Here is a 23684-nt window from a genome sequence, read left to right on the forward strand (position 1 = left end):
CCATTAAAAACGGGGACTACTCTACTCAGGGGCTATTCTTTCGTCAACAAAAAAAATACAAAATACTTGCAACAAAAAATTAATACTTAAATTTTCTTATTTTAATTCAAAAACTTATTTTTACTTTAAATTTTAATTTTTTTTTAAGATTCACTCAAAAATTCCACAAAATCTCTTAAACAATCACCATAAGAACTAAAAACATAACTATAAGTTATTATTTTTTATGTATTTTATTTCTAATTTTTAACAAAAATTATATTAACTCATCGAAAAAATGTCTAACACAGGTGATTATGTGATTTTTTCAGCAAAATATGAGATGCACTTTGTTACGTTGTTCAATGCCTCAAATACAGACAAGCTTTAAAAGACCGCTATAATGAAGTTTTCCAATAACAGTCTATCTATCAATATCATGACAAAACTGACGTGCTTTAAAGCCTATGACATTCGCGGCAAACTCGAAACTGAATTGAATGAAGATATTGCTTATAAAATTGGTCGTGCCTACGGTCAGATCTATCAACCTCAAACCATCGCGGTCGGTTGTGATGTTCGTCTTAGCAGTGAAAGTCTTAAACAAGCCACGATTCGTGGTTTAAATGATGCAGGGGTCAATGTCCTTGACTTGGGCATGACAGGCACAGAAGAAGTATATTTTGCGGCATTCCATCTCGATGTTCAAGGCGGTATTGAAGTGACAGCCAGTCACAACCCGATGGACTATAACGGTATGAAACTGGTGCGTGAAAATTCACGTCCGATTAGTGCCGATACAGGTTTAAAAGAAATTCAAGCTTTGGCAGAAAGTGCTGAATTTACAGAAGTCAGCCCAAAAGGCAGCACACAAAGCTACAATATTTTGCCTGAATTTGTACAACATCTTTTGGGTTATATCCAGCCTGAAAAAATTCGCCCACTCAAACTGGTGGTCAATGCAGGTAATGGTGCAGCAGGTCATGTGATTGATGCGCTCGAAACCCAGTTTAAAGCACTCAATATCCCTGTTGAATTTATCAAGATTCACCATGAAGCTGATGGTACGTTCCCCAATGGTATCCCTAACCCATTACTGGTCGAAAACCGTGACAGTACGTCACAAGCCGTGCTTGCTCATCAAGCCGATATGGGGATTGCTTGGGATGGCGACTTTGACCGCTGTTTCTTGTTCGATGAGAAAGGTCAATTTATCGAAGGCTATTACATTGTCGGTTTACTCGCACAAGCCTTCTTGTTGCAACATCCCAATGAAAAAATCGTGCACGACCCGCGTCTGGTCTGGAACACGCAGGATATTGTTGAAAAATATCAAGGGCAAACCGTACAGTCTAAATCGGGTCATGCTTTCATTAAGCAAATCATGCGTGAAGAAAATGCCATCTATGGCGGTGAGATGAGCGCACACCACTATTTCCGTGATTTTGCTTACTGTGACAGTGGCATGATTCCATGGTTATTGGTGGCAAGTTTATTGTCTGAAACTCAACAATCGTTGTCGAGCTTGGTTGAAGACATGATTGCCAAATTCCCATGTAGCGGTGAAATTAACTTTAAAGTTGCTGATAGCCAAATCACCATTCAAAAGATTTTTGATCATTATGCTGCACAAAATCCTGTGATTGACCGTACCGATGGCGTGAGTCTGGACTTTGGCGCATGGCGTTTAAATATCCGTGCGTCCAATACTGAACCATTGCTGCGTTTAAATATTGAAAGCCGTAGCGAACTTCAGCCGCGTACAATGCAAGCCTATGTCGATGAACTATCCGCCATGATTCAGAGCTAATCACTTACATCGGCAGCAATAAAAAAAGCTCGGTCACATACCGAGCTTTTTTTATGGCATCAATGACTTTTTGGTTTCAGCATTTGATAGGTAAAATTATGTCCATTCAATGTGTCGTTATTCAATGATTTATATTGTTCAAGAAGTTGCTCTTTATTGAATTTGCACGATGCTTTTTCACGAATAAATTTCTGATGAATCGCATCGTAACAAGAAGAAACCTGCTCAATAAATTGATAATAAGGTGACAATGGCAAATTCGCCAAATGCAAAATTTTCGGTGCTAAGAAACTGGTTGGCACATACGCCTGTGTCAAAATTTTCCGCTGTACCGCATAATTACTCCACAGTACCAATGGTGTTTCATAGGCATTCGGTTCTTCACGGTTTGGGTCTTGATCAAAATAATGATATTCATCATACACATTTTGTAGATTTGGCAAATGATCCCCAAATGCAATCACAATGGTTGGACGTTTCAGGGTTTTCACATACGCTGTCAGATCACGAATATGTTGGTCGGCTCGCGCCACCCCAGCTGTGTAGGTTGCCATTTTCTGATGGGCACTTTCAGACAGATTCGGATTGAGCTTATAAGACTGTGCCCCATAACGGTCATCCGAATACATCGGATGGTTCTCCACCGTAATCGCATAAATAAATTTCGGCTGATCACTGGCAAGGCTTAATTCTGTTTTGATGGAATTAAAAATCACATCATCATTCGCCCAACCTGCCTGATTGAATAATGTGGCACGATTAGCTGAGTTCATCATGTTTTCCAGTGATATAAACTTGTGAAAGCCCATCGACTGATACACCCGATTGCGGTTGTAGTAGTAACGCCAGTTGTTGTGCATGGCGATGGTGTCGTAGCCCAAGCTATTTAAATACAATGGCAATGAATAAATTGGCTTACGAATTTTTGCCACATAGACCAGTTCGTTACGGAAGAAAATCGTGTTTAAGCTGGTCAGTGCTTCAAATTCAACATTGGCAGTCCCACCCCCAAATGAAGGAGATAATAATGCAGAGACCTGATTTTGCTTGGTAAATGGCGTGAGATTCTTCGGTAATTTTTTATCGAGCAAGCGCGGATTCCACATCGACTCATCCATGACCACCACAATATTGGGTTGTTCCGTCGTCGATGATGCTGGCTCACTTGCTGCTGTAGGGGTTTCTAATGGCTTAAAAATCTGTTCAATGGTTTCACGTGAAACAGTTTCATGCGGTAAAAAAGTTTCAGTTAAATTATCCAAAATTTTCGACATAAAAAATGTGGTAAAACCAAAATTCTGAATCTTGCGAAAATCCCCAATCCAGTCACTACGGGTATTGGGAAAACCTGACATATTTAAACAAATACTTGGATAGTTCGGTTTACTGCAAGCCCCAATTGGACTCTTAATGTAGTTCATATATATGGCTGAGCAAAACATCACCACGCTCAGCAACAACTGCACCAAGTGAGTCTTTATGGGTGTGGCTTTTTCTTTTCTGAAACAGAAAATCAGCACAGTCAAGAACACTGCAATAAAGGCAAAAAAAGCAACTTTCAATGGCATCGGTGCAGCTTTAAAAGCTTCTGAAAATAATAAGATGTCATCGGGACTAAAGTTGGTGGAGAGATATTTTTCTTTTTTAAAGTTAATAAATTCAATCAGTCCCGCGAAAATCTGACTCAGTACTAGTGCGGTATATTGTCGTCTTAGAACAGCAGCAAATAATAAAATCAGGCTGTAATTAAACAAACAGGACATCAATGTCTTGGCAAGACGAATTGAAGAGAAACCATCAAGCAAAAAATTCCAACTTGATGCAAGATACATCGAAAAAAATGTAGACAAACAGGCCACAAGCAAAAAGAGGATTTGCTGGCGTAAGGTGTTCATAAGGCAGGAGGGAGAGGATTGATTGAACAGGCGGCGAATTATATCAAAAAATAAGCAGTTTTGAGGCAATTACTCAGAAAAAATGGCGCTTGTCGCGCCACCTTTATATTTAACGATAACCTTGAGGGTTTTGCTTTTGCCAGTTCCAACTGTGCTTGAGCATATCTTCAAGCTGATATTTTGGCTGCCAACCTAACTCTGTCACTGCACGGGTATTATCGGCAAAACAGGTTGCGACATCACCTGCACGGCGTGAAGAAAACTCAAAAGCAATCGGCACAGCATTGACCTGCTCAAAACCATTTTTCATTTCTAAAACCGAAACGCCCTGCCCTGTACCAATATTCCATGCACGGCAGCCTTGTTGGGTTAAACGATTTTTCAGTGCGCAAACATGTGCCTCTGCCAAATCTACTACATGAATATAATCACGCACGCCTGTACCATCTGGGGTAGCGTAGTCATTGCCAAAGATCGACAGTTTTTCACGTTTACCCACAGCCACTTGGGTAATATACGGCATCAGGTTATTTGGAATGCCTTGTGGATCTTCACCAATTCGACCACTTGGATGTGCCCCCACAGGATTGAAATAGCGTAACAAAGCCAATGACCAACGATCATCCGCCGCTGCCAGTTTCTCCAGCATTTGCTCAACCACCAGTTTGGTGTAGCCATAATTATTGTTTGGCATCGCGGTCGGCATGGTTTCTTGCAATGGTGATGGATGAGCATCACCATAGACCGTTGCCGATGAGCTAAACACCAGTCGAAATACCCCTGCCCGCTGCATCGCTTGGACTAAATTGATACTGCCCGAGATATTGTTATCAAAATAAGTCAGTGGAATTTGCTGACTTTCACCGACAGCTTTTAAACCCGCAAAATGAATTACCGCATCAATTGCATGATCAGCAAATACCTGATCCAGTACTTGACTGTCACGAATATCGCCTTCAACAAAGTTGAGTGTCTTTCCTGTCAGTTCTTGTACACGTTTCAATGCTTCAGGCGAGCTGTTACTCAGATTGTCGAGTACAACAACGTTATAACCTGTTTCTAGCAAACGAACGCAAGTATGCGAACCAATAAACCCTGCGCCACCCGTCACTAAAACTGTTGTCATGTTATTTTCCTAACAAAATCTTGAGTAAGCCTTGAGTTGAGGCATCCAACTCTGGCAAATGATGCTGCTGCCCATTCAAAATCGGTAATAGTTGATTAGCAATTTCTTTACCTTTTTCAACGCCCCATTGATCGAAAGGATTAATATTCCAAATCACGGATTGCACAAAGACTTTATGTTCATAGCAGGCGATTAACATCCCCAAACTATAAGGATTAAGTTCATCCACCAATAACGTCGAACTTGCTTGATTGCCTGCGTACTGTTTATAAATCGGCAAATGATCCAGTTCACTCTGATCTAAAGCCTGATTACCAAAAGCCAATAAACGGGATTGTGCCAAACAGTTAGAAAGCGCCAAGTGATGCTGTTCAATCAAGGCACTGGCATTTTCAACATAGGTAAATTGCTGAGTATTGTAACGCTGTATAGGCGCAATAAAATCACAGCTCACGGTATGTGTACCCTGATGCAGCAATTGATAAAAAGCATGCTGCGCATTTGGCCCCACTTCTCCCCATACAATTGGGCAAGTGTTCATGGTGACTTTCTGACCATTACGCTGAATCGACTTACCATTCGATTCCATTTCGAGCTGCTGCAAATACGCTGCAAAATACTTGAGGCGACCATCATACGGCAACACCGCATGGGTTTGGACATCCAAGAAATTGCTATTCCACACCCCAAGCAAACCCATTAAGACAGGAATATTTTGGGAAAATTCAGTTGTACGGAAATGTTGATCAATCGCATGTGCCCCAGCCAAAAATTGCTGAAAGCCTTGAACACCAATACTTAAAGCGATCGGCAAGCCAATACATGACCACAGTGAATAGCGCCCACCGACCCAGTCCCAAAGCAGGAACTGTTTATTAGGGGCAATTCCCCATGCCGTCATTTTATCGGCTTTGGTTGACACGCCAATAAAATGATTTTTAACGACTTTATCTTGCTGACCCAAGGCTTTTTCAAGCCACAAACGTACAGTTTGAGCATTGGATAAAGTATCAATCGTACCAAATGATTTAGAGGAGATAATAAACAGTGTCGTTTCAGGTCGCAGTTGATGCAGTAAATCTGATAACTGACTCCCATCCATCGTTGAAACAAAATGTACGTGTAAAGGTTTTGCAGTTTTGACTTTAAAGTCAGACAGTGCATGCGTCGCCATCAGTGGACCTAGGTCTGACCCCCCCACCCCAATATTGACCACATCCTGAATCACTTCACCTGTTGCACCGCGATATTGCCCCGCATGGATTTTTTCCACCAAAGCATACATACGCTGTAATTGCTGCTGAACCTGCTCAGCCAACTCTGGAAATTCAACGGATTGTTCAGGTAAACGCAGTGCCCAATGCATCGCTGCACGTTGCTCAGTATAGTTAATGGTTTTTTCTGAAAATAATGCCTGAATCCATGCTTTAAGTTGTTGCTGTTCAGCCAAACGAATCAGTTGCTGAACAATCGGCAGATCAATACGCTGCTTGCTATAGTCGAGAAACAGTTGTTCAAAACGCAAAGAAAAGTCTTGGAACCGCGTGTTATTTTCTGCAAATAATTCAGTGAGATGTAACTGGGACAATGCTTGGGCACACTGAGTTAACTCTTGCTGTGCCGAGCTGTGCTGAGCTTTCGGAAAGTGAGTAATATTTTCTTCTGTCATTGGCGACCGACTCCTGCGTAGGCAAAGCCTTGTGCCTTCATATATTCTGGATCATAAATATTACGCCCATCCAAAATCAGTGGATGCTGCATCAACTGATGCAAACGGCGATAATCCAAACTTAAATATTGTTTCCATGCTGTCAAGACACACAGTGCCTCTGCCCCTTGGGTGGCGTCATATTGATCTTCACAGAGAATCAGATCATCACGTGAACCGTACTGTTCTGCAATTAAAGATAAGGCTTGTGGATCATGCAAACGTACAATCGCCCCTTGTGCCCACAGGGCTTTGAGCATGGTATGAATCGGAGAATAATTGGTTCTGGCGGTATCCTCTTTAAAGGATGCTCCCCAAATTGCAATCACTTTGCCTTGCAGATCACATTGATAATAATTCCACAACTTACGGAATAAGAGTTCCTTCTGTTGCTCATTAATCTCCCAGACCTGTTCTAGCAACTGGCTTTTGACCCCTGTATCAGCAATAGTTTGTGACAGTGTCAAAATATCATGCGAAAAATTTGCCCCACCAAATCCCACACCTGCCGCCAAATAACTTGAACCAATCCGATTATCGGCACCAATCCCTAGACGCACATTGGCAATATCAATATTGAGTTTTTCAGCAACCTGAGCCAAATCATTCATATAACTAATTCGGGTTGCCAACATGCCTGAAATACTGAGTTTGGTAAATTCAGCATCTAAAATAGGCATAAACAGATAATTATGGTTATAGCTAAAAAATGGACGTAATAACTCACGGATTTTTGTTTGGGCGCTTGCCGTTTCCGCCCCGACCACCACATGTTTAACCTGCAACACACTATTGATGGCATTGCCTTCCTGAATCATATCAGGTAAGTAGCACCAGTCATCCTGCGGCAGTTGATGCATCAACTGGGTTGTTCCATCCAAACCAAAACTTGACCCGTTGATCATTAATTTGGGATGGATGATCGGCTGCTGCTGCAAATGGTTTAGGACTTGCTGTTGTTGCTGTAATTCATTGGAGTTAAATGCAAAAAAGTATGCATCGACACTCAGTGGAATCTCCTGCAACGACTGTAAATATAAGCGCTGGCTTGTCAACTGCTGTTGCAGCAATTGATTAACACTCTGATCTTGATAATGAATGCTGCTATGCTGCTGGGCACAAAGACTTGGGCACCAATAAACATGATGCCCATACTCTGCAAATAAGCCTGCCATAACCCCAGCATGTAATGTTGCTCCATAGACTGCGATTTTCATGGCCTAGCTCCGATTTAGATATCGAGTTCACGAATTAAAGCAATGACATCCTGACCGAGTTTTGGATGTTCAACCGCATAATGCAATACCGCTTTGAGATAACCGAGCTTGCTGCCACAGTCAAAGGTTACACCTGACATTCGATAAGCTTCCACGCATTCAGTTTGATTGAGCATGGCAATAGCATCTGTCAGTTGAATTTCATTGCCTGCACCTTTCGGTGTTTGTTCAAGCAATTGCATAATTTTTGCAGGAAGCACATAACGTCCAACCACCGACAAATTACTTGGCGCTGTTCCTAATGCAGGCTTCTCAACAATGCCTTGCATCTCGATACTTTGCCCCTCATCTGGAACAGTTTTGACATCCACAATCCCATACTGATCAACCAAGTTTTCAGGAACGGCTTCCACCATAATTTGTGCTGCTTGGGCTTGCTGATAACGCGCAACCATACATGCCAAATCATTTTGCTGATTTTGAGCTTTGACCAAAACGTCAGGCAACATCACCGCAAATGCCTCATCACCTACAATTGATTTGGCACATAAAACCGCATGTCCCAAGCCCAAAGGCTGTGGCTGACGCACGCTGACAATGCTGACATGCTCAGGGACAATCTGGCGAATCTCTGCCAATAAGTCCCACTTTTGCTTTTGTTCTAGCGTGGTTTCCAGTTCAAAGTTACGATCAAAATAGTTTTCAATCGAAGCTTTAGAAGAATGGGTCACCAAAATAATCTGCTCAATGCCTGCCTCAACCGCTTCACGCACCACATATTCAATGGCAGGACGATCGACCACAGTCACCATTTCTTTCGGAATAGACTTGCTCGCAGGTAAAAAACGAGTTCCTAAACCTGCAACAGGCAAAATAGCTTTTTTAATCATTTATCAAATTTCACAATCAGGTTTTACTTTGTTTCGACGTGTCTGTGTCATTGCCTGTAAATAACGATGGGCCAACATGACCAGGCGCGTTGATCCCTTCTTTTTTCAGCATCACCGATACGGTTTTAAACATAATTTTGAAGTCCACCGCAACATTGTGATGATCGACATACCAAACATCACATTTGAAGCGTTCTTCATAATCAAGTTCATTGCGCCCGCTAATTTGTGCCAGACCTGTCATACCAGGGCGGACTTCCAAACGACGTGCTTGTTCAGGCGTGTAATGTTCGACAAATTCTTTGAGCATCGGACGTGGGCCAACCACGCTCATATCACCCTTAATCACATTGAGCAATTGAGGCATTTCATCGAGACTGGTTGAACGTAACTTTTGACCAAACGGCGTGATACGCTGCTCGTCTGGAAGTGGATTGCCATGCTGATCAAGCGCATCTTTCATAGAGCGAAACTTCATCATTTTAAACAGCTTGCCATCTTTCCCTGGACGTTCTTGGTAAAAGAAAATCGGTGAACCCAGATTTTTTTTGACCTTGAAGGCAACATAAATAAACACAGGCAACAAAATCGTAAATGCAATAGAAGCAATGATGATATCGACAAGTCTTTTGAGCATGATTATTTTACCCATCCACCGAGATCACATCGCATAGCGATCGTAGACATTGAATTGAACCTTGTTGAAACACTGGTCTGCCGAAATGGTAGATCAATTTTAAAAAGCGTATTTTATCAACTCTTGGACAAAACTGCCATTCATGTCGAGGGCGTACTGACTGATGAATCTGTCACAAATTGCATCGCCTGTAACATCTGTTGATTGACCCGTTCAACCTCATAACACTGCTCCACCAAAATCAGAGACCGCGCTGCCATCCATTCAATTTGAGCAGGTTGTTCAATCAGGCGTTGCATGGCTTGCGCCAAGGCATCGGCATCCCGCACAGGCACCTTAAAACCATTTTGCCCATCAATCACGGTTTCCTTACAACCCGGCGCATCGGTGGTGATAATCGCACGGCGCATTGCCATCGCTTCGAGTACCGAACGGGGAATCCCCTCACGGTAAGACGGCAACACAAAAATATTGGCTTGGCAAATCGCCTGACGCACATCACTGAGTTTGCCCCAGTACTGAATCAAACCCGATGCCATCCATTCTTCCAAATCTTCTTGGGCGATGGCTGCGGGATTTTCATCAATCCAACCCACCAGATGAAAATGGGCTTGCGGATAGTGCTGCTTGATTTGCTTCGCTGCGGCGATGTATTCATACACGCCTTTGTCTTTGAGCAAGCGTCCCACCATCAAGAAAATCGGTTGAGGATGATTGTGCTCATCGAGAAGTAACGGCTGTGGGGCAAATTTTTCGGTATTTACCCCTGAACCATTCACAATATGCGTCGGGATATGCGGTGGCAAATGCTTGAGTTCACGAACCAAAGCCAAATCATCCGCATTTTGAAAAATCACCGCAGTCGCTTGACGGAGTGCAAAACGAAAAATTTGATTAAATAACTGCTTTACATATTTCAAGCGCCCTGCGGACTGATCGTCCTGAAAGGCAAAGCCTAAACCACTGAGCAAAATATAACGCTCAGGCACTTTCGCCAGATACGCCGCAATCGTGCCGTAAATCACAGGTTTAATGGTATAGCTCAGGACTTTATTGGGTTGAATCGCTCTAAGATGCTGATAAATCGCCAACAGGGTTTTCGAATCTGCAACAGGATTAGTACCCATTTTCTGCAAAGGATAGCTGTGCAATTGAAAACCCAAGTCCTGAAAATAATGCTGATCTTCAGGGTATAACTCAATATTTGGAGCAAGAATATGAATCGCATAGCCTTGCGCAGCGATACTATTGAGCAAGTCACCCCGAAAATTTCGGACAGTATGCAAGTCGTTGGAAATAATACAGAACTTCATAGATTATTGTGCTGAACCCTGTAAATGCTGGACATACCACGGCATAGCTTGTTCAATGCCCTGTGCTATATTGAACTGCGGTTGATAACCGAGCAACGTCTGAATTTTGGAAATATCGGCTTGTGAATGACGCACATCGCCTGCACGGAAATCGCGATATACAGCAGCTTGGGTATAGTTCACCGCATTTTTAGCTAAGGTTTCGGTCAGCATATTAAACAGTTGATTGAGATCAGTTCGCCCGCCCACAGCCACATTGTAAATCTGATTCAACGCAGCCGTATTTTCTGTGGTTGCAGCCAACAGATTAGCCTGCACGGCATTGGCAATATAGTTAAAGTCGCGACTGGTTGAGCCATCGCCATTGATAAAGACTGTATCGCCCTGAATCATGGCAGCCGTCCATTTTGGAATCACTGCGGCATAAGCACCGTCTGGGGTTTGGCGTTTCCCAAAAATATTGAAGTAACGCAGACCAATTGAGTTAAAGCCATAACAACGCTGAAACACGCTGGCATACAATTCATTGACATATTTGGTCACGGCATACGGCGACAACGGATTGCCAATAATATCTTCCTGTTTAGGCAAAGCAGGATGATCACCATAAGTTGAACTGCTTGCTGCATAGACAAAGTTTTTGACCTGAGCCTCTTTGGCTGCGACCAACATATTCACAAAGCCCGAAATATTCGACGCATTGGTGGCAATCGGGTTTTCAATCGAACGTGGCACTGAACCGAGCGCTGCCTGATGCAGCACATAATCCACACCTGCACACGCGGTTTGGCAATCTTCAAGGTTGCAAATATCGCCCTGAATAAATTTGAAATTCTGCCATTGTTCAGCCGATACGGTGGCTTGTACTTCATCGAGATTATGCTGAAAGCCCGTCGAGAAGTTGTCTAAACCCACCACACGCTGACCCAGCAACAATAATTTTTCCAGCAAATTTGAACCAATAAATCCTGCAACGCCTGTAATTAACCACGTTTTAGGCTGCTGTTGCAGTTGTTCACAACATTGTTGATATTGGCTCATGATGCTGTTCTCTCAGTGCTGAGGTGATAAAGTGCCAACCATTGTTGCAACATGCTCTGCATCGAGTAATGCTGCTGAATGCGCTGACGGTGCTGCTGCCCCAATTGGGCTTTTTGTTCTGTCGACAATTGTAACGCTTGGACGAGTTTTTTGCTGAGCATTTCTGCATTTTGTGGTGGAACTAGCCACTCAGGCTCACCCAACACTTCTTTCACGCCACCACAGTCGGTTGCCACCACCACCCGTTCACAGCTCATAGCTTCTGCCACCACCAAGCCAAAACCTTCCCAAGCTGAGGATAAGACAAACAGATCTGCGGCGGACAGGAGTTCAGCAACATCATGCCGTACCCCCAGAAAATGGATCTGATGGCTCAAGTCTAATTGCTGCACTTGCTGTTCCAACTCAGTCCGTTGCACGCCATCCCCAACAATCAAGAGCTGTGCTTTCGGCTGCGTGTTGAGTAGCAAGCGAAATGCCTGAATCAGGTTGGGATAATCTTTGGCTTGCATCAAACGCCCGACTGCCATCAACACAGGAATGTCATCGGAGAAACCGAATTGCGAACGAAGCTGCTGACGTGCGGTTGCAGAAAATTGAAATTTTTGCGTATCAATGCCATTACTGACCGCGGTACTTTTGGTCGCGCTAAAGGCTTTTTGCGCCACAAAAAAATCGGTGGCTTCCTGACTGACATTGGTATTCAGATCACTCAAACCATCGGTCAGACGATACAACCATTGTCGTGCTTTACCGCCAATCGCCTTGCTGTGTGCCGTACACATCAAATACCGAATTTGTGCCGAGCGACGCAGCAAACGGGCAAATAAAATCGCATGGAACATATGCGCATGCACCACATCGGGCTGAAATTGCTGCATCAGTTGCGCAAATTTTCGTGCACTGTGTGAAAAATTTGCTATTGAATTGAGTCCCAGTGAGATCAGTTCAATCTCGGCATGTTGCGGTCGAACCTCAATTTCGCCACGCAAATAGGCAATTTTGACCTGATGCCCTGCTTCAAACAGTTGATCAGCCAGACTGGTCACGACTTTCTCTGCACCACCTAAACCCAAACCTGTAATTAGCAGCAAAATTTTCATCTTCAATTCACTCAAGCTTGGGCAAACAGATCAAGCCATTGGGTCACGATCTGCTCGGTCGAATACTGTTGCACATATTGCTGATTCTGTTCAGCAATCTGTTGATAATGCGTCGTTTCTAACGCCATCATCTGTGTCAATCCATCACTCAAAGCCTGCGCATTTTCAGGAGCAACCAACGAATTTGACGTATTGGCTAAAATTTCACGCGGCCCAATCGGACAATCAAAAGCCACGATTGGCAAACCAAAACTCAGAGCTTCGAGCAGAACCATGCCAAAACCTTCAAAACGTGAACTTAAACAGTAAATCGATGCCTGTGCATAATACTGGGCAATCTCAGGTGTCGCTGCCACCCAGTCCACCGAATCTTGAATTCCCAACTGAAGTGACTGCTGTTTGAGTGCCTGTTCCTGTTCACCGCTACCCACAATCCGCAGTGTCCAGTCAGGATATTTCGCATGAAGTAATTGCCATGCTTCCAGTAACAGATCAAAACCTTTCTCAGGACGTAGCCGCCCAACAGCAAGCACGGTTTTATGGCTGAGACTCGGTAACTGTGAGGCAATGCTAAATGGCGATGGATTGGCAATCGCTTGAATCTTAGCAGAAATTTTGGCAATGCCCTGCTGCCACAACTGGCGGTCATGTTCGGTTAAAGTCACCACCGCATCGGCATAGCGCGCAGCCCAAACCCGCCCGACACGGCGCAGACGTACACCCAAATCCACTTCAAAATTAAAGTGTTCCCAGCAAATATGTTGCACCTTCAAACCGAACAGCGCAGGCACCGTAAAAATACAGGAAATGCTGTCCACCACCACCAAATGCTGAATCTGCTGCTGCTGCACAAAACGGCGGATTTTCCAGATGGTTCCGAATAAATGGCTTTTCATCGACACAGGCTGTGGATAAAGTGCATGGTTTTCCACACGGGCATCCAAAGCAAAAAATGGATGCTCACCCTGCGACAAATTCAGAATACAGACCTGTTGACCTTGTGCAGCCAAAGCATTGGCAACTAGTGTGGTCACTCGCTCCGTTCCACCTGAAAGATTGAGATTACCAATCAGAAAGCAGATTTTGCCAATCATTTTTTCAGACCTAAACGGCGCAAGCTACGGTCAAACAATAAAAATGCCACACCATATTGGAAAAACAGGCGATTGCCACGATTACGAATCATGCTTTCATTGAGTGGATGCTGACGCATTTGTTGTTTTAAAATTTTCCAGCGCTGCTGTGCCGCACTGATTCCATCGGCATTCAGCACATCCATAATATGCGACTGGCTAATCGCAATCATGGTCGCCACCAACTCAGGATGCTGCTCGATATGTTCGAGATAAAATAACGGCACGCCACCCAAATCATCAATATTTTTACGGGATTTGGTTGCGGTAATGCCTTGCGGATTGATACGGTAATTGATCAACACTTCAGCGCTAAAATACACCGTTTTTGCTGCGAAAAATAACAATGGCGTGGTATAAGCATCTTCATAGTTTTTGCCGACAGGAAAACGAATCTCTTGAAACAGCTCTCGTTTATAAATGCGCAGCCATGCAAACCAAGCCGAACGATTCGACAATTCCAGTAGAATATCCTGATCTAAAGTCTGCAAACCCTGTTTCGACATACGGTGTAAAAACGGAATGATATTGCCCTGATCATCGACCCGTTGCACTGCAAACTGGATAATGTCCGCAGCCGCCTGTATGCCTTTAAACACTTCGGCAAAATACTGCGGATTGAGATAATCATCGGAATCCAGAAATGCCACGTACTCGCCTTGCGCTTCTCCAATCCCTGTATTACGTGCCCCACTCAAGCCCTGATTTTTTTGGCGAATAATCCGAAATTGCTGCTGTACCGCTTCAGGCTGCTGTGCCAAAAACTGCTGTGCTTTGGCAACCGACTGGTCTGGGCTACCATCATCGACCACAATCACCTCCACATCAGGCACAGGCAATTGCTGGCAGATACTGGTCAGGCATTGTTCAATGTACTTTTCGACATTATAAACGGGGATGATCAAGCTCAGCTTCATCGGGGTATTCTCAGCGTTTGAAATAGGTGGATGGTTTAAAGATACGAATATGCGTGTCTAAAATTAAACCCTGCTTATAAAAGTAATTAAATAGCGTTAATGACAAAATTTCTGTGGCGAGAATGGCAAAAATTGCGCCATACAAGGCAAAATAATGAATCGCCAAAAAGGTCACGATCACATTAAATGCCACTAAACTCATGGTCTTATGGTGCAAATAATCATAGGCATTGAACTTGATCAGGTATTTTTCAGCTACGGTCGACATCCCTGAAAATAGGGTGACAAAGACCGCAATAATCAAAATATCGTTGACCTGTTGATAGGCAGCACCGTAGAGCCACTGGATAATCCAGTGCCCAAACAAGGCGAAAAATACCGCAGCCGAAGAGGCAATCACAATCACCATGGCATTTAAGCGTGCCACCATAGTTTGACTGCGTTCAAAGTCTTTTTCCGCATAAATCTGAGTCAAAAATGAGGAAATAAAAGCATTTAAAACAAAGTAAAAACTGCTGCCCAAAGTCATTGCAACCGAATAAATCCCCAAATCATGCTGCGATTTCATCCCCAAAAACAGTTGCGAGGTCTTGGTAAAAATCGCAATCGACAGCGTATACAGCACCAGTTTGCGCCCGACTTTTAGCACATAACCACGATACTGCTGTAAATGCTCGGCAATGCGCTGCGGATTACTGAGTTTTTTACGGGCAAAAATCGCCCGACGCATCAGAAATGGAACCAGCGTCACCAACACAATCGGAATACTTAAATAACTGACAGGTAAATGAAATTCGGCAATGCCATAACGCACGATCAGACTGACCAAAATCGCAGTGACATTACACATGGTATTGAAACGTGACTGCAAGGTGGCATTGAAGTAAATGCTATAAGCGGTGTCATGCAGAGAAAAATACACCCCGATACACGCTGCGACCGAGAAAATAAAAGTCAGTGGATCAACGGTTAAATACAGATACAGCAGCACCAAACTGGCAAACACCGCAAAGAACAGATTGCGTAAAGTTCGTGTGGCAAATATAAGATGCTCACCCGTTTTACGGTTTTGACTGGTTTTTTGGAAAATCAGGTTGTCGGAGCCAAATAACGACACCGTTTGCACAATGGCAAAAATCGAAGTGGCAAAGGTCAGCTTACCAAAGTTGGCAGGGCCGATATAACGTGCCACAAACGAGGTTACAAAGATCAATCCAAAAATGGACAACAGCTTTTCAGCCATCATCCATAAAGAATTGAGATAGACTTTTTTACTCATGAGGTCGCTTACAGACGAATGTCCACGCTGTCTTTGTCGAGCACGTATTTTAAGTCATACAGGACAAAGTTGGCTTTACACAGCTTGGCAATCTCATCACGAGTCAGTTGTTTAAACTGATGATGGGCAACCGCCAACACCACCGCATCATAATAATGATTTTTCGGGGTTTCAGTCAGTTCCAAGCCATATTCATGTTGGACTTCTGCGGCATCCACCCACGGATCATGAATATCGACCTGAATGTGGTATTCCTGCAATTCATGAATAATATCAATGATGCGGGTGTTACGAATGTCTGGACAGTTTTCTTTAAAGCTGAGACCCAACACCAAGACTTTGGCACCTTCAACCTGAATGCGCTTTTTCACCATGGTCTTAACCAGTTGCGTCACCACATAAGCACCCATACCATCATTCAGACGGCGACCCGCTAAAATAATTTCAGGATGATAACCAATCGCTTGCGCTTTATGGGTCAAATAGTACGGATCAACCCCGATACAGTGCCCCCCGACCAGACCTGGACGGAACGGCAAGAAGTTCCATTTGGTACCTGCGGCTTTGAGCACATCTTCAGTGTCGATGCCCATTTTATTGAAAATCAACGCCAATTCATTGATCAGGGCAATATTGACATCACGCTGGGTATTTTCAATGACTTTGGCTGCTTCAGCGACTTTGATGCTTGGTGCTTTATGTGTGCCTGCGGTGATAATCAGGTTATAGACGTCATCGACATAATCTGCGATTTCTGGCGTAGACCCTGATGTGATTTTTAGAATATTGGTGACACGGTGTTCTTTGTCACCTGGGTTAATCCGTTCTGGGCTATAGCCTGCATAGAAATCTTGGTTAAAAGTTAAACCTGACACTTTTTCCAGTACAGGAATACAGACTTCTTCACTCGCCCCTGGGTACACGGTTGACTCGTACACCACGACATCGCCTTTTTTCAAGACACGGCCAATGCTTTCAGACGCTTTGACCAACGGGGTTAAATCGGGTTGTTTATACTGATCAATCGGGGTCGGTACGGTGACGATAAAGAAGTTACAGGTCTGTAAATCATCAATCTGTGTGGTATAGCTTAAATGGCTCGCCTGTTGTAATTCTTCTGGCGACGTTTCTAAAGTATGATCCTGACCGTTTCGAAGTTCATCAATCCGTTTTTGCTGAATATCGAACCCGACTGTTGCGACAGTTTTACCAAATTCGACAGCCAGTGGCAGTCCCACATAGCCTAAACCCACAATCGCGATTTTGAGTTGATCTCGTTGCAACATAGACAGTCCGATCCTAATCAATAAAGTAAAAGAGGATCATAATTGATGATCCTTACAGGCTGACTAATATAACAGAAATCACACTGATTTTTTGGATAAAAAAGTGAGCGACCTCTGTCTACCCGATTGGGTTTATTTACAGATTTAAAACACGTTTTTAATCAGATTAGGCGGTTACTTCACACAAAAAACATACCGTTTATTTACAATCCATTATATGCTTACAGCCACTCATGCCTGCATGATCAGGCCAGCTATGTTTATCGAATAAAATTGGATTCCTCTTATGAGTAAAGCCTTACCCGTTGCTGTTGCAGTTATTTTAGGCGGCGCTGCACTTGTTCCTGTTTTTTATGCATCTCAACACCCTGCTCCAGCCAAATCACAACGCGCATCAGCAAGTACCTCTTCTGAACCGAAAAAGATCCTAAGCTATATGCAAGGCTACCAAATGGGTGGTCAGGTTTCTGCTGAAATGGATATTGATGGTTTTGCACAAGGTTTACGTGATGCCCGTGACCATAAACCACATGCCTATAACGACCAGCAAGTCAAAGAAGCGATTGTGAACTATCAAAAAGAATTACAAGGCAAACTCAACAGCTTGCAGGAAAAGAACAAAACTTTCTTGGCTGAAAATGCCAAAAAAGCTGGGGTAAAAACCACAGCTTCTGGTTTGCAATATGAAATCATCAAACAAGGTACAGGCAAACAAGCCACTGCCAACTCAACCGTTAAAGTTAACTACGAAGGTAAACTGGTCGATGGCACAGTATTTGATAGTAGTTACACGCGTGGTCAACCTGCCGAATTCCCACTTTCGGGTACTATTCCAGGTTGGATCGAAGGCATTCCACTGCTGAAAGAAGGCGGTAGCATTATGCTTTACGTTCCTGCAAAACTGGCTTATGGTGAACAAGGAAACCAAGCCATTCCACCAAACAGTGTCTTGATCTTCAAGGTCGATTTACTTGCTGTAAAATAATCAAAATAATGGAGAGTATTTACTCTCCATTCATATTTTAGGAAGACGATAATGAAAAAAATCCTGAGCGTCGTATGTGCTTTATCTTGCTTATCCACGCCTGTTTGGGCAGCCAATACCATTGATGGCAATAGCTCATTAAGTACCCAAGCAGGTTATAGCTTTGGTTATCTCTTGGGGAAAAGTAATGCCGAGGCGATGCAAGGTCTAGATCTCAATGCTTTTGTTGAGGGATTGACTGCGGCATCACGCAATCAAAACCCAGCTTTGTCTGAACAAGAAATGGCAAATGCCTTAGCACTTTATAAAAAACAGGCAGAAGCCAAAGATTTACTTGAACATCAGCAGCAAGCTGATATCAATGCCAAAGCAGGTGCAGATTTCCTAAACAAGAATGCTCACCAAGCAGGTGTTGTCACCATGGCTTCAGGTTTGCAATACCAAGTTTTAAAAGCGGGTCAAGGCAAAAGCCCAAATAAAAACAGTACGGTTGAAATCAACTATGAAGGCCGTTTAATTGACGGTACGGTGTTTGACAGTTCAATTGCCCGTGAACAATCGGTTGATTTTCGTGTCAGTGAAGTGGTTAGTGGCTTGGCGCAAGGCTTACTGACCATGAAAGAAGGCGGTAAAACCCGTTTCTTCATTCCAGCTAAACTCGGCTATGGTGAAATTGGCGCGGGCGATGCGATTGGGCCAAACAGCACCCTGATTTTTGATGTTGAATTAATTAAAGTAAAATAATTCAACAAGAAAAAACCCGACAGTGTCGGGTTTTTTTCATGCTTAATGCTCTGGACGCAAATGCCGAGGGCGGAAGCCTGAAAGCAGTAATCCGACCGCATAAGCAAGCGCACCAACCACACACAATCCACTTAACTCTGCAATCTTCATCCACGTTGCAGCATGACTGCTATAGAAATGTAAACCATATGCCAATGCCCCAATCATACACAAATTGGCAAAAGCATATTGCGCAAAGATCTTTTTCCAATGCGACCCAAAACGATAAATATTGCGCTTATGCAAGTAGTAATACAGCATGCCCGCGTTGACAAAGGCTGAACTTGAAGATGCAATCCCAAGTGCCATATGCTCTGCATTCCAGTGAATCATTTTAAAGAAGCTAATTAGAATCACGTTTAAAATCGCATTGGCTGCAACTGCCATCAAACCAACGCGTACAGGCGTTTTGGTATCTTGCTGGGCATAAAAACCTGGGGCAAACACCTTAATCAGCATAAAGGCCAAAACACCACCACTCATACATTGCAATGCCAATGCGGTCATGTGAGTATCTTCAGCGGTAAATTCACCACGTTGGAACAAGGTCTGAATGATCGGTGTCGACAACATAAATAGCGCAACACTGGCAGGTACGCCCACCAAAATAATCACACGTGCCGCCCAGTCGATCATGCCGCGGAAACGCTCAAGGTCTTGCTCCGCATGACGTGCAGACAACGATGGTAAAATCACCGTTCCAATTGCCACACCAATCAAGCCCAATGGCAACTCCGTCATCCGTTCAGCACTGTATAACCAAGACACCGAACCACTCTGCATGAACGATGCCCAAATGGTGTTCAACAATAAATTGATTTGTGTCACGGATACACCAAACAAGGCAGGCAGCATCAGTTTGAGAATGCGCTGTACGCCCTCATGTTGGAAGTCAATACGCGGTGGAATCAGCAGTTTTTTACGCCATAACTCAGGAATCTGGATCGCCAGTTGAATAAAGCCTGCCGCCAGAACCGCCCATCCCAAAGACATAATCGGGGTTTGCAAATATGGCGTCAGCCACCACGCCCCTGCAATCATCACCAGATTCAATAAAACAGGGGAAAATGCGGGACTAAAAAATGCACCGTAACTGTTTAAGATACTGCTAGCAAATGCCGTCAGTGACATAAACATCAAATACGGAATGGTCAAACGGAACATTTCAACCGCTTGAGCAAACTTGTCAGGATCATTATGGAACCCTGGGGCGTAGACATACACCACCGCAGGCGCAATGATCATCGCCAATAAAGTAATCGATGACATCACCACCAATAAACAGCCGAATACCCGACTAATCAGGATTTGAACTTCGGCATGTAAACGTCCAGTTTTGTACTCGGTCAGAATCGGAATAAACGCTTGTGAAAATGCACCTTCAGCAAACAGTCGCCTGAAAAAATTGGGAATGCGAAATGCAACAACAAAGACGTCGAATTCTTTGCCTGCACCAAACACGTTCAGCAAGACCATGTCACGTACCAACCCCAAAATACGGGACAACATGGTCATAGCACTCACGATAAAGGTCGACCGCCAAAGCGCCATCGCTTACACCTAAGTCAAATTGGAAGTGGCTATTTTAATGAAAAGCCCAGACAATTTCGTTATTAATTCTTCAATTTGTGTGATTTTCTTTGTGTAACAATTCACGAAAATCTGCCCAGTGGAAATGCTCACCTGGATCGGTTTTGCGTTGTGGGGCAATATCGGAATGCCCTGCAATATGCTGCTGAATTTTTGGATACGCGCATTGTAATGCTGAAACCACTTGAGCAAGTACCTGATATTGCACCACTTCAAAAGGCAAGTCATCACTGCCTTCGAGTTCGATGCCAATCGAGTAATCATTACACTCAGGTACACCCAAATAGCTGGAACGCCCCGCATGCCATGCCCGATCATTGAAGTTGACGAACTGGATCACTTCACCTGTTCTTAAAATCAGCAGATGGGCTGAAACCTGCATCCCCTCAATGGTTTGAAAATAGGGATGAGCATTCCAGTCCAAATGATTTTGGAAAAACTGCTGAATATAGCCCCCGCCAAATTGGGACGGTGGCAAACTGATATTGTGAATCACCACCAACTGAATCGGGGTATTGGCAGGACGCTGATTAAAATTGGGAGAAGGTAATTGCTGCACACCTTGTAATACACCATCAATCACTGCAAATTTTGTCTGATTTGACATCTTCATTCCCATATCGAATCGCATCGCGACATTTTAACTGACTCAGACTGTTCTGTATGACTTTACAACTTTAATCTGAAGAGAAATCTGTTCTTTTTACTTTTAGCCAGAGGTTGATTAACATAGCAACAGTTTCTTTCTCTGTAGATTGTCATGGATCAATATTCACCACTCAAAGGCAAAACTGGAGTCAAGCGCATTATCAATGCCGCGGGATATTCACTCGCAGGATTTAAATCGGCTTTTCGCTATGAGGCAGCATTTCGCCAGATTGTCTTACTAAATATTGTGTTATTGCCCATCAATTTATGGCTCAATCTCAGTAAGCTTGAACATATTGTACTGATCTTGGTCGGCATGCTCGGTTTGATTGTGGAGTTATTTAACTCGGCGATTGAAGCAGTGGTCGATCGTATTTCACTGGATCGCCATCCGCTCGCCAAAAATGCCAAAGATATGGGCAGTGCAGCACAATTTGTCGCTTTAAGTATGATGGCGATTACGTGGGCAGGAATTTTGCTCTTTAAATAAAAAAAGACTCCAGATGGAGTCTTTCCTTATGATGTTGCTTACCAGCCCAGCGCTTCTTGCTGCTTTTTGATGAGTGCTTGAATGCCCTGCTCTGCCATTTCTAACATGGCATTACATTGGGTACGGGTAAATGGCTTGTCTTCAGCAGTGCCTTGAATTTCAATGAATTCACCTGCTTGGGTCATCACCACATTCAAGTCAGTTTGACAGTTCGAGTCTTCTTCGTAGCAAAGGTCAAGTAAGACTTCATCTTGGAAAATACCCACAGAAATCGCAGCTACCAAACCTTTAAGTGGGTCTTGTTTAATTTTCTTTTGGGCAAGTAACACATTCATTGCATCAATCAATGCAACTGCTGCACCAGTAATTGATGCAGTACGCGTACCGCCATCGGCCTGAATCACATCACAGTCAATCGTAATGGTATTTTCACCGAGTTTTTTCAGATCAACCATAGCGCGTAAGCTACGACCAATCAGACGTTGAATTTCTTGAGTGCGCCCTGTTTGCTTGCCGCGTGCTGCTTCACGGTCAGAACGTGTATGGGTTGAACGAGGTAACATGCCATATTCAGCAGTCACCCAACCTTGACCCTGACCTTTCAAAAAGCGCGGCACACTGTTATCAATACTTGCTGTGCAGAGTACTTTGGTATGACCAAACTCAACTAAAACTGAACCTTCAGCATAACGCGTGTAGTTACGCGTAATTTTAACATCGCGTAATTGGTCTAATGCTCGTTGGTCAATACGCATAATTTTTCCTTCGGTTTCAAGTCAGAAATTTCGCCTGAATTATAGCAGAATGGCAACTGAGTTTTGGAACTGACCCCTATATTCAATTTCCACATTCAATCAAAATTATATTAATATATTGATTTTTAAATATTTTATTCAAAATATACATTGTATTTTCAGATGTAAATTTAATTTTCGGCAGCTTATTTTTATTTTCATGCAACATTTCATCAATCTCGACTATACACACGTCATTGAACTGTCATTACGTTTGAAATGCAAATTCACAATAAGATTGGATCAGTAAAATTATTTTAATTTTCAATAGATTAAAAAATTAGATTAGAGCATATAATCTAAAAAACTATATAACTATATGATTTATATTTAATAATTTCTATTTTTTTAGCAAAAACATACATTTTCTTTGATCGAGAACCGCTATAATGCGTCGAGAAGTACAGAGATGAAAGATCGTAAGGATGGGCTTGCTATGTCAGTACGTGCTGAGCGCAAATTGCAAAGTCAGCAAGCAATTTTAGAACAGGTTTTAAAGCTGAGTTATGCAGGTCAATGCTTTAACAGCATTAGTCTACGTCAATTGGCACAGGCGGTTGGAATGGTACCCAGTGCTTTTTACCGCTACTTTCCCAACAAAGAACAACTGGCAGCTGAGCTCGTTGATCAGACATCGCTGATGATTAAAAGCCATCTGGTACAGATCGCAGAGCATGTGCAACACAAAAATAGTGACATTTTAGAAAAGCATCTCAACGTCTTTTGTCATCAAATTCAATTTAAAGCGGCTCACTGGCACTTTTTTATTGTCGAACGCTGGAACAGTAGTGCTTTTTTGCAAGATAAAATTCAGCAAGAAATCAAGTTTTTAGTCGATGACCTTGCTCAAGTTCTACACAAAAAATATGGCAGCCTATTACAGCATCAGCAACAATCTGAAGCCTTGGCGGCATTAAGTTTAGAATTACATTTTGCTTGGGTCATCAAGTGGTTACACAGTAAAAATCCAAATCAACAATATCAATTTCTCCAGTGCTTTATACAACAGTTACAGTTTATTCAGCTTCCCCAATAATCAAAAAAAGCGTATGGTTAAATA

At 43.2% G+C, this 23684-nt stretch carries 21 protein-coding genes; 5 read left to right on the plus strand and 16 right to left on the minus strand.

Going from position 1 to position 23684, the window contains the following annotated elements:
* Positions 1–418: 418 nt before the first annotated feature.
* A complete protein-coding gene (locus LVY74_RS08175; RefSeq protein ID WP_237814657.1) occupies positions 419–1789 on the plus strand; it encodes a phosphomannomutase CpsG in 1371 nt (456 codons plus the stop codon).
* Between the two features lie 59 nt (positions 1790–1848).
* Here the strand turns inward: LVY74_RS08175 and LVY74_RS08180 are convergent, their stop codons facing one another.
* The 13 genes from LVY74_RS08180 to tviB all read right to left on the minus strand — a co-directional run bounded on the left by LVY74_RS08180 (position 1849) and on the right by tviB (position 17334).
* Positions 1849–3684 carry an LTA synthase family protein gene (locus LVY74_RS08180; protein ID WP_237814658.1) on the minus strand — a complete coding sequence of 612 codons (1836 nt, stop codon included), beginning with the start codon at positions 3682–3684 and terminating at the stop codon, positions 1849–1851.
* A 109-nt stretch (positions 3685–3793) separates the two neighbouring features.
* Positions 3794–4810 (minus strand): UDP-glucose 4-epimerase GalE, encoded by a 1017-nt coding sequence (gene galE, locus LVY74_RS08185; protein WP_237814659.1) that lies wholly within the window; start codon positions 4808–4810, stop codon positions 3794–3796.
* Position 4811: 1 nt separating this feature from the next.
* The gene (gene pgi, locus LVY74_RS08190; protein ID WP_237814660.1) at positions 4812–6479 is read right to left on the minus strand and encodes a glucose-6-phosphate isomerase; all 1668 of its coding nucleotides are present in this window, start codon (positions 6477–6479) and stop codon (positions 4812–4814) included.
* Positions 6476–7735, minus strand: a complete 1260-nt coding sequence (locus LVY74_RS08195) for a UDP binding domain-containing protein (RefSeq protein ID WP_237814661.1) — start codon at positions 7733–7735, stop codon at positions 6476–6478. The genes pgi and LVY74_RS08195 overlap by 4 nt, the downstream gene beginning before the upstream one ends.
* Before the next feature lie 14 nt (positions 7736–7749).
* Positions 7750–8625 carry a UTP--glucose-1-phosphate uridylyltransferase GalU gene (gene galU / locus LVY74_RS08200; protein WP_237814662.1) on the minus strand — a complete coding sequence of 292 codons (876 nt, stop codon included), beginning with the start codon at positions 8623–8625 and terminating at the stop codon, positions 7750–7752.
* Between the two features lie 16 nt (positions 8626–8641).
* The gene (locus LVY74_RS08205; RefSeq protein ID WP_237814663.1) at positions 8642–9262 is read right to left on the minus strand and encodes a sugar transferase; all 621 of its coding nucleotides are present in this window, start codon (positions 9260–9262) and stop codon (positions 8642–8644) included.
* A 140-nt stretch (positions 9263–9402) separates the two neighbouring features.
* On the minus strand, positions 9403–10575 hold the full coding sequence (locus LVY74_RS08210; RefSeq protein WP_237814664.1) for a glycosyltransferase family 4 protein: 1173 nt from the start codon (positions 10573–10575) through the stop codon (positions 9403–9405).
* Between the two features lie 3 nt (positions 10576–10578).
* A complete protein-coding gene (locus LVY74_RS08215) occupies positions 10579–11616 on the minus strand; it encodes an NAD-dependent epimerase/dehydratase family protein (protein ID WP_237814665.1) in 1038 nt (345 codons plus the stop codon).
* Positions 11613–12719: a glycosyltransferase gene (locus LVY74_RS08220; RefSeq protein WP_237814666.1), complete on the minus strand. Its 1107-nt coding sequence runs from the start codon at positions 12717–12719 to the stop codon at positions 11613–11615. Before LVY74_RS08220 ends, LVY74_RS08215 begins: the two co-directional genes overlap by 4 nt.
* Positions 12720–12730: 11 nt before the next feature.
* Entirely contained in the window at positions 12731–13813 is a 1083-nt protein-coding gene (locus tag LVY74_RS08225) for a glycosyltransferase family 4 protein (protein ID WP_237814667.1), read from the minus strand.
* Entirely contained in the window at positions 13810–14769 is a 960-nt protein-coding gene (locus LVY74_RS08230) for a glycosyltransferase family 2 protein (RefSeq protein ID WP_237814668.1), read from the minus strand. The genes LVY74_RS08225 and LVY74_RS08230 overlap by 4 nt, the downstream gene beginning before the upstream one ends.
* A gap of 10 nt (positions 14770–14779) precedes the next feature.
* Complete coding sequence (locus tag LVY74_RS08235) at positions 14780–16048, minus strand: oligosaccharide flippase family protein (protein WP_237814669.1); 1269 nt, start codon at positions 16046–16048, stop codon at positions 14780–14782.
* Between the two features lie 8 nt (positions 16049–16056).
* On the minus strand, positions 16057–17334 hold the full coding sequence (gene tviB / locus LVY74_RS08240) for a Vi polysaccharide biosynthesis UDP-N-acetylglucosamine C-6 dehydrogenase TviB (protein ID WP_237814670.1): 1278 nt from the start codon (positions 17332–17334) through the stop codon (positions 16057–16059).
* 286 nt (positions 17335–17620) lie between these two features.
* Between tviB and LVY74_RS08245 the strand changes: the two genes are divergently transcribed.
* Positions 17621–18319, plus strand: coding sequence for an FKBP-type peptidyl-prolyl cis-trans isomerase (locus tag LVY74_RS08245; protein ID WP_237814671.1), 699 nt, complete (start codon positions 17621–17623; stop codon positions 18317–18319).
* Between the two features lie 51 nt (positions 18320–18370).
* Positions 18371–19063 (plus strand): FKBP-type peptidyl-prolyl cis-trans isomerase, encoded by a 693-nt coding sequence (locus tag LVY74_RS08250; protein ID WP_237814672.1) that lies wholly within the window; start codon positions 18371–18373, stop codon positions 19061–19063.
* Positions 19064–19105: 42 nt separating this feature from the next.
* On the opposite strand, the gene murJ is transcribed toward LVY74_RS08250, so the two are convergent.
* Together murJ and ampD are read right to left on the minus strand one after the other, a co-directional pair.
* Positions 19106–20653, minus strand: coding sequence for a murein biosynthesis integral membrane protein MurJ (gene murJ, locus LVY74_RS08255; RefSeq protein ID WP_237814673.1), 1548 nt, complete (start codon positions 20651–20653; stop codon positions 19106–19108).
* Between the two features lie 70 nt (positions 20654–20723).
* Positions 20724–21299, minus strand: a complete 576-nt coding sequence (gene ampD / locus LVY74_RS08260; RefSeq protein ID WP_237814674.1) for a 1,6-anhydro-N-acetylmuramyl-L-alanine amidase AmpD — start codon at positions 21297–21299, stop codon at positions 20724–20726.
* A gap of 153 nt (positions 21300–21452) precedes the next feature.
* Between ampD and LVY74_RS08265 the strand changes: the two genes are divergently transcribed.
* Entirely contained in the window at positions 21453–21830 is a 378-nt protein-coding gene (locus LVY74_RS08265; RefSeq protein ID WP_237814675.1) for a diacylglycerol kinase, read from the plus strand.
* Between the two features lie 38 nt (positions 21831–21868).
* On the opposite strand, the gene rph is transcribed toward LVY74_RS08265, so the two are convergent.
* On the minus strand, positions 21869–22585 hold the full coding sequence (rph, locus tag LVY74_RS08270; RefSeq protein ID WP_237814676.1) for a ribonuclease PH: 717 nt from the start codon (positions 22583–22585) through the stop codon (positions 21869–21871).
* Between the two features lie 448 nt (positions 22586–23033).
* Here rph and LVY74_RS08275 point away from each other — a divergent pair, with 448 nt between their 5' ends.
* Entirely contained in the window at positions 23034–23660 is a 627-nt protein-coding gene (locus LVY74_RS08275; protein WP_237814677.1) for a TetR family transcriptional regulator, read from the plus strand.
* The last annotated feature ends 24 nt before the right edge of the window (positions 23661–23684 follow it).

This window comes from Acinetobacter sp. ME22, assembly GCF_022012315.1.
GTDB lineage: Bacteria > Pseudomonadota > Gammaproteobacteria > Pseudomonadales > Moraxellaceae > Acinetobacter > Acinetobacter brisouii_A.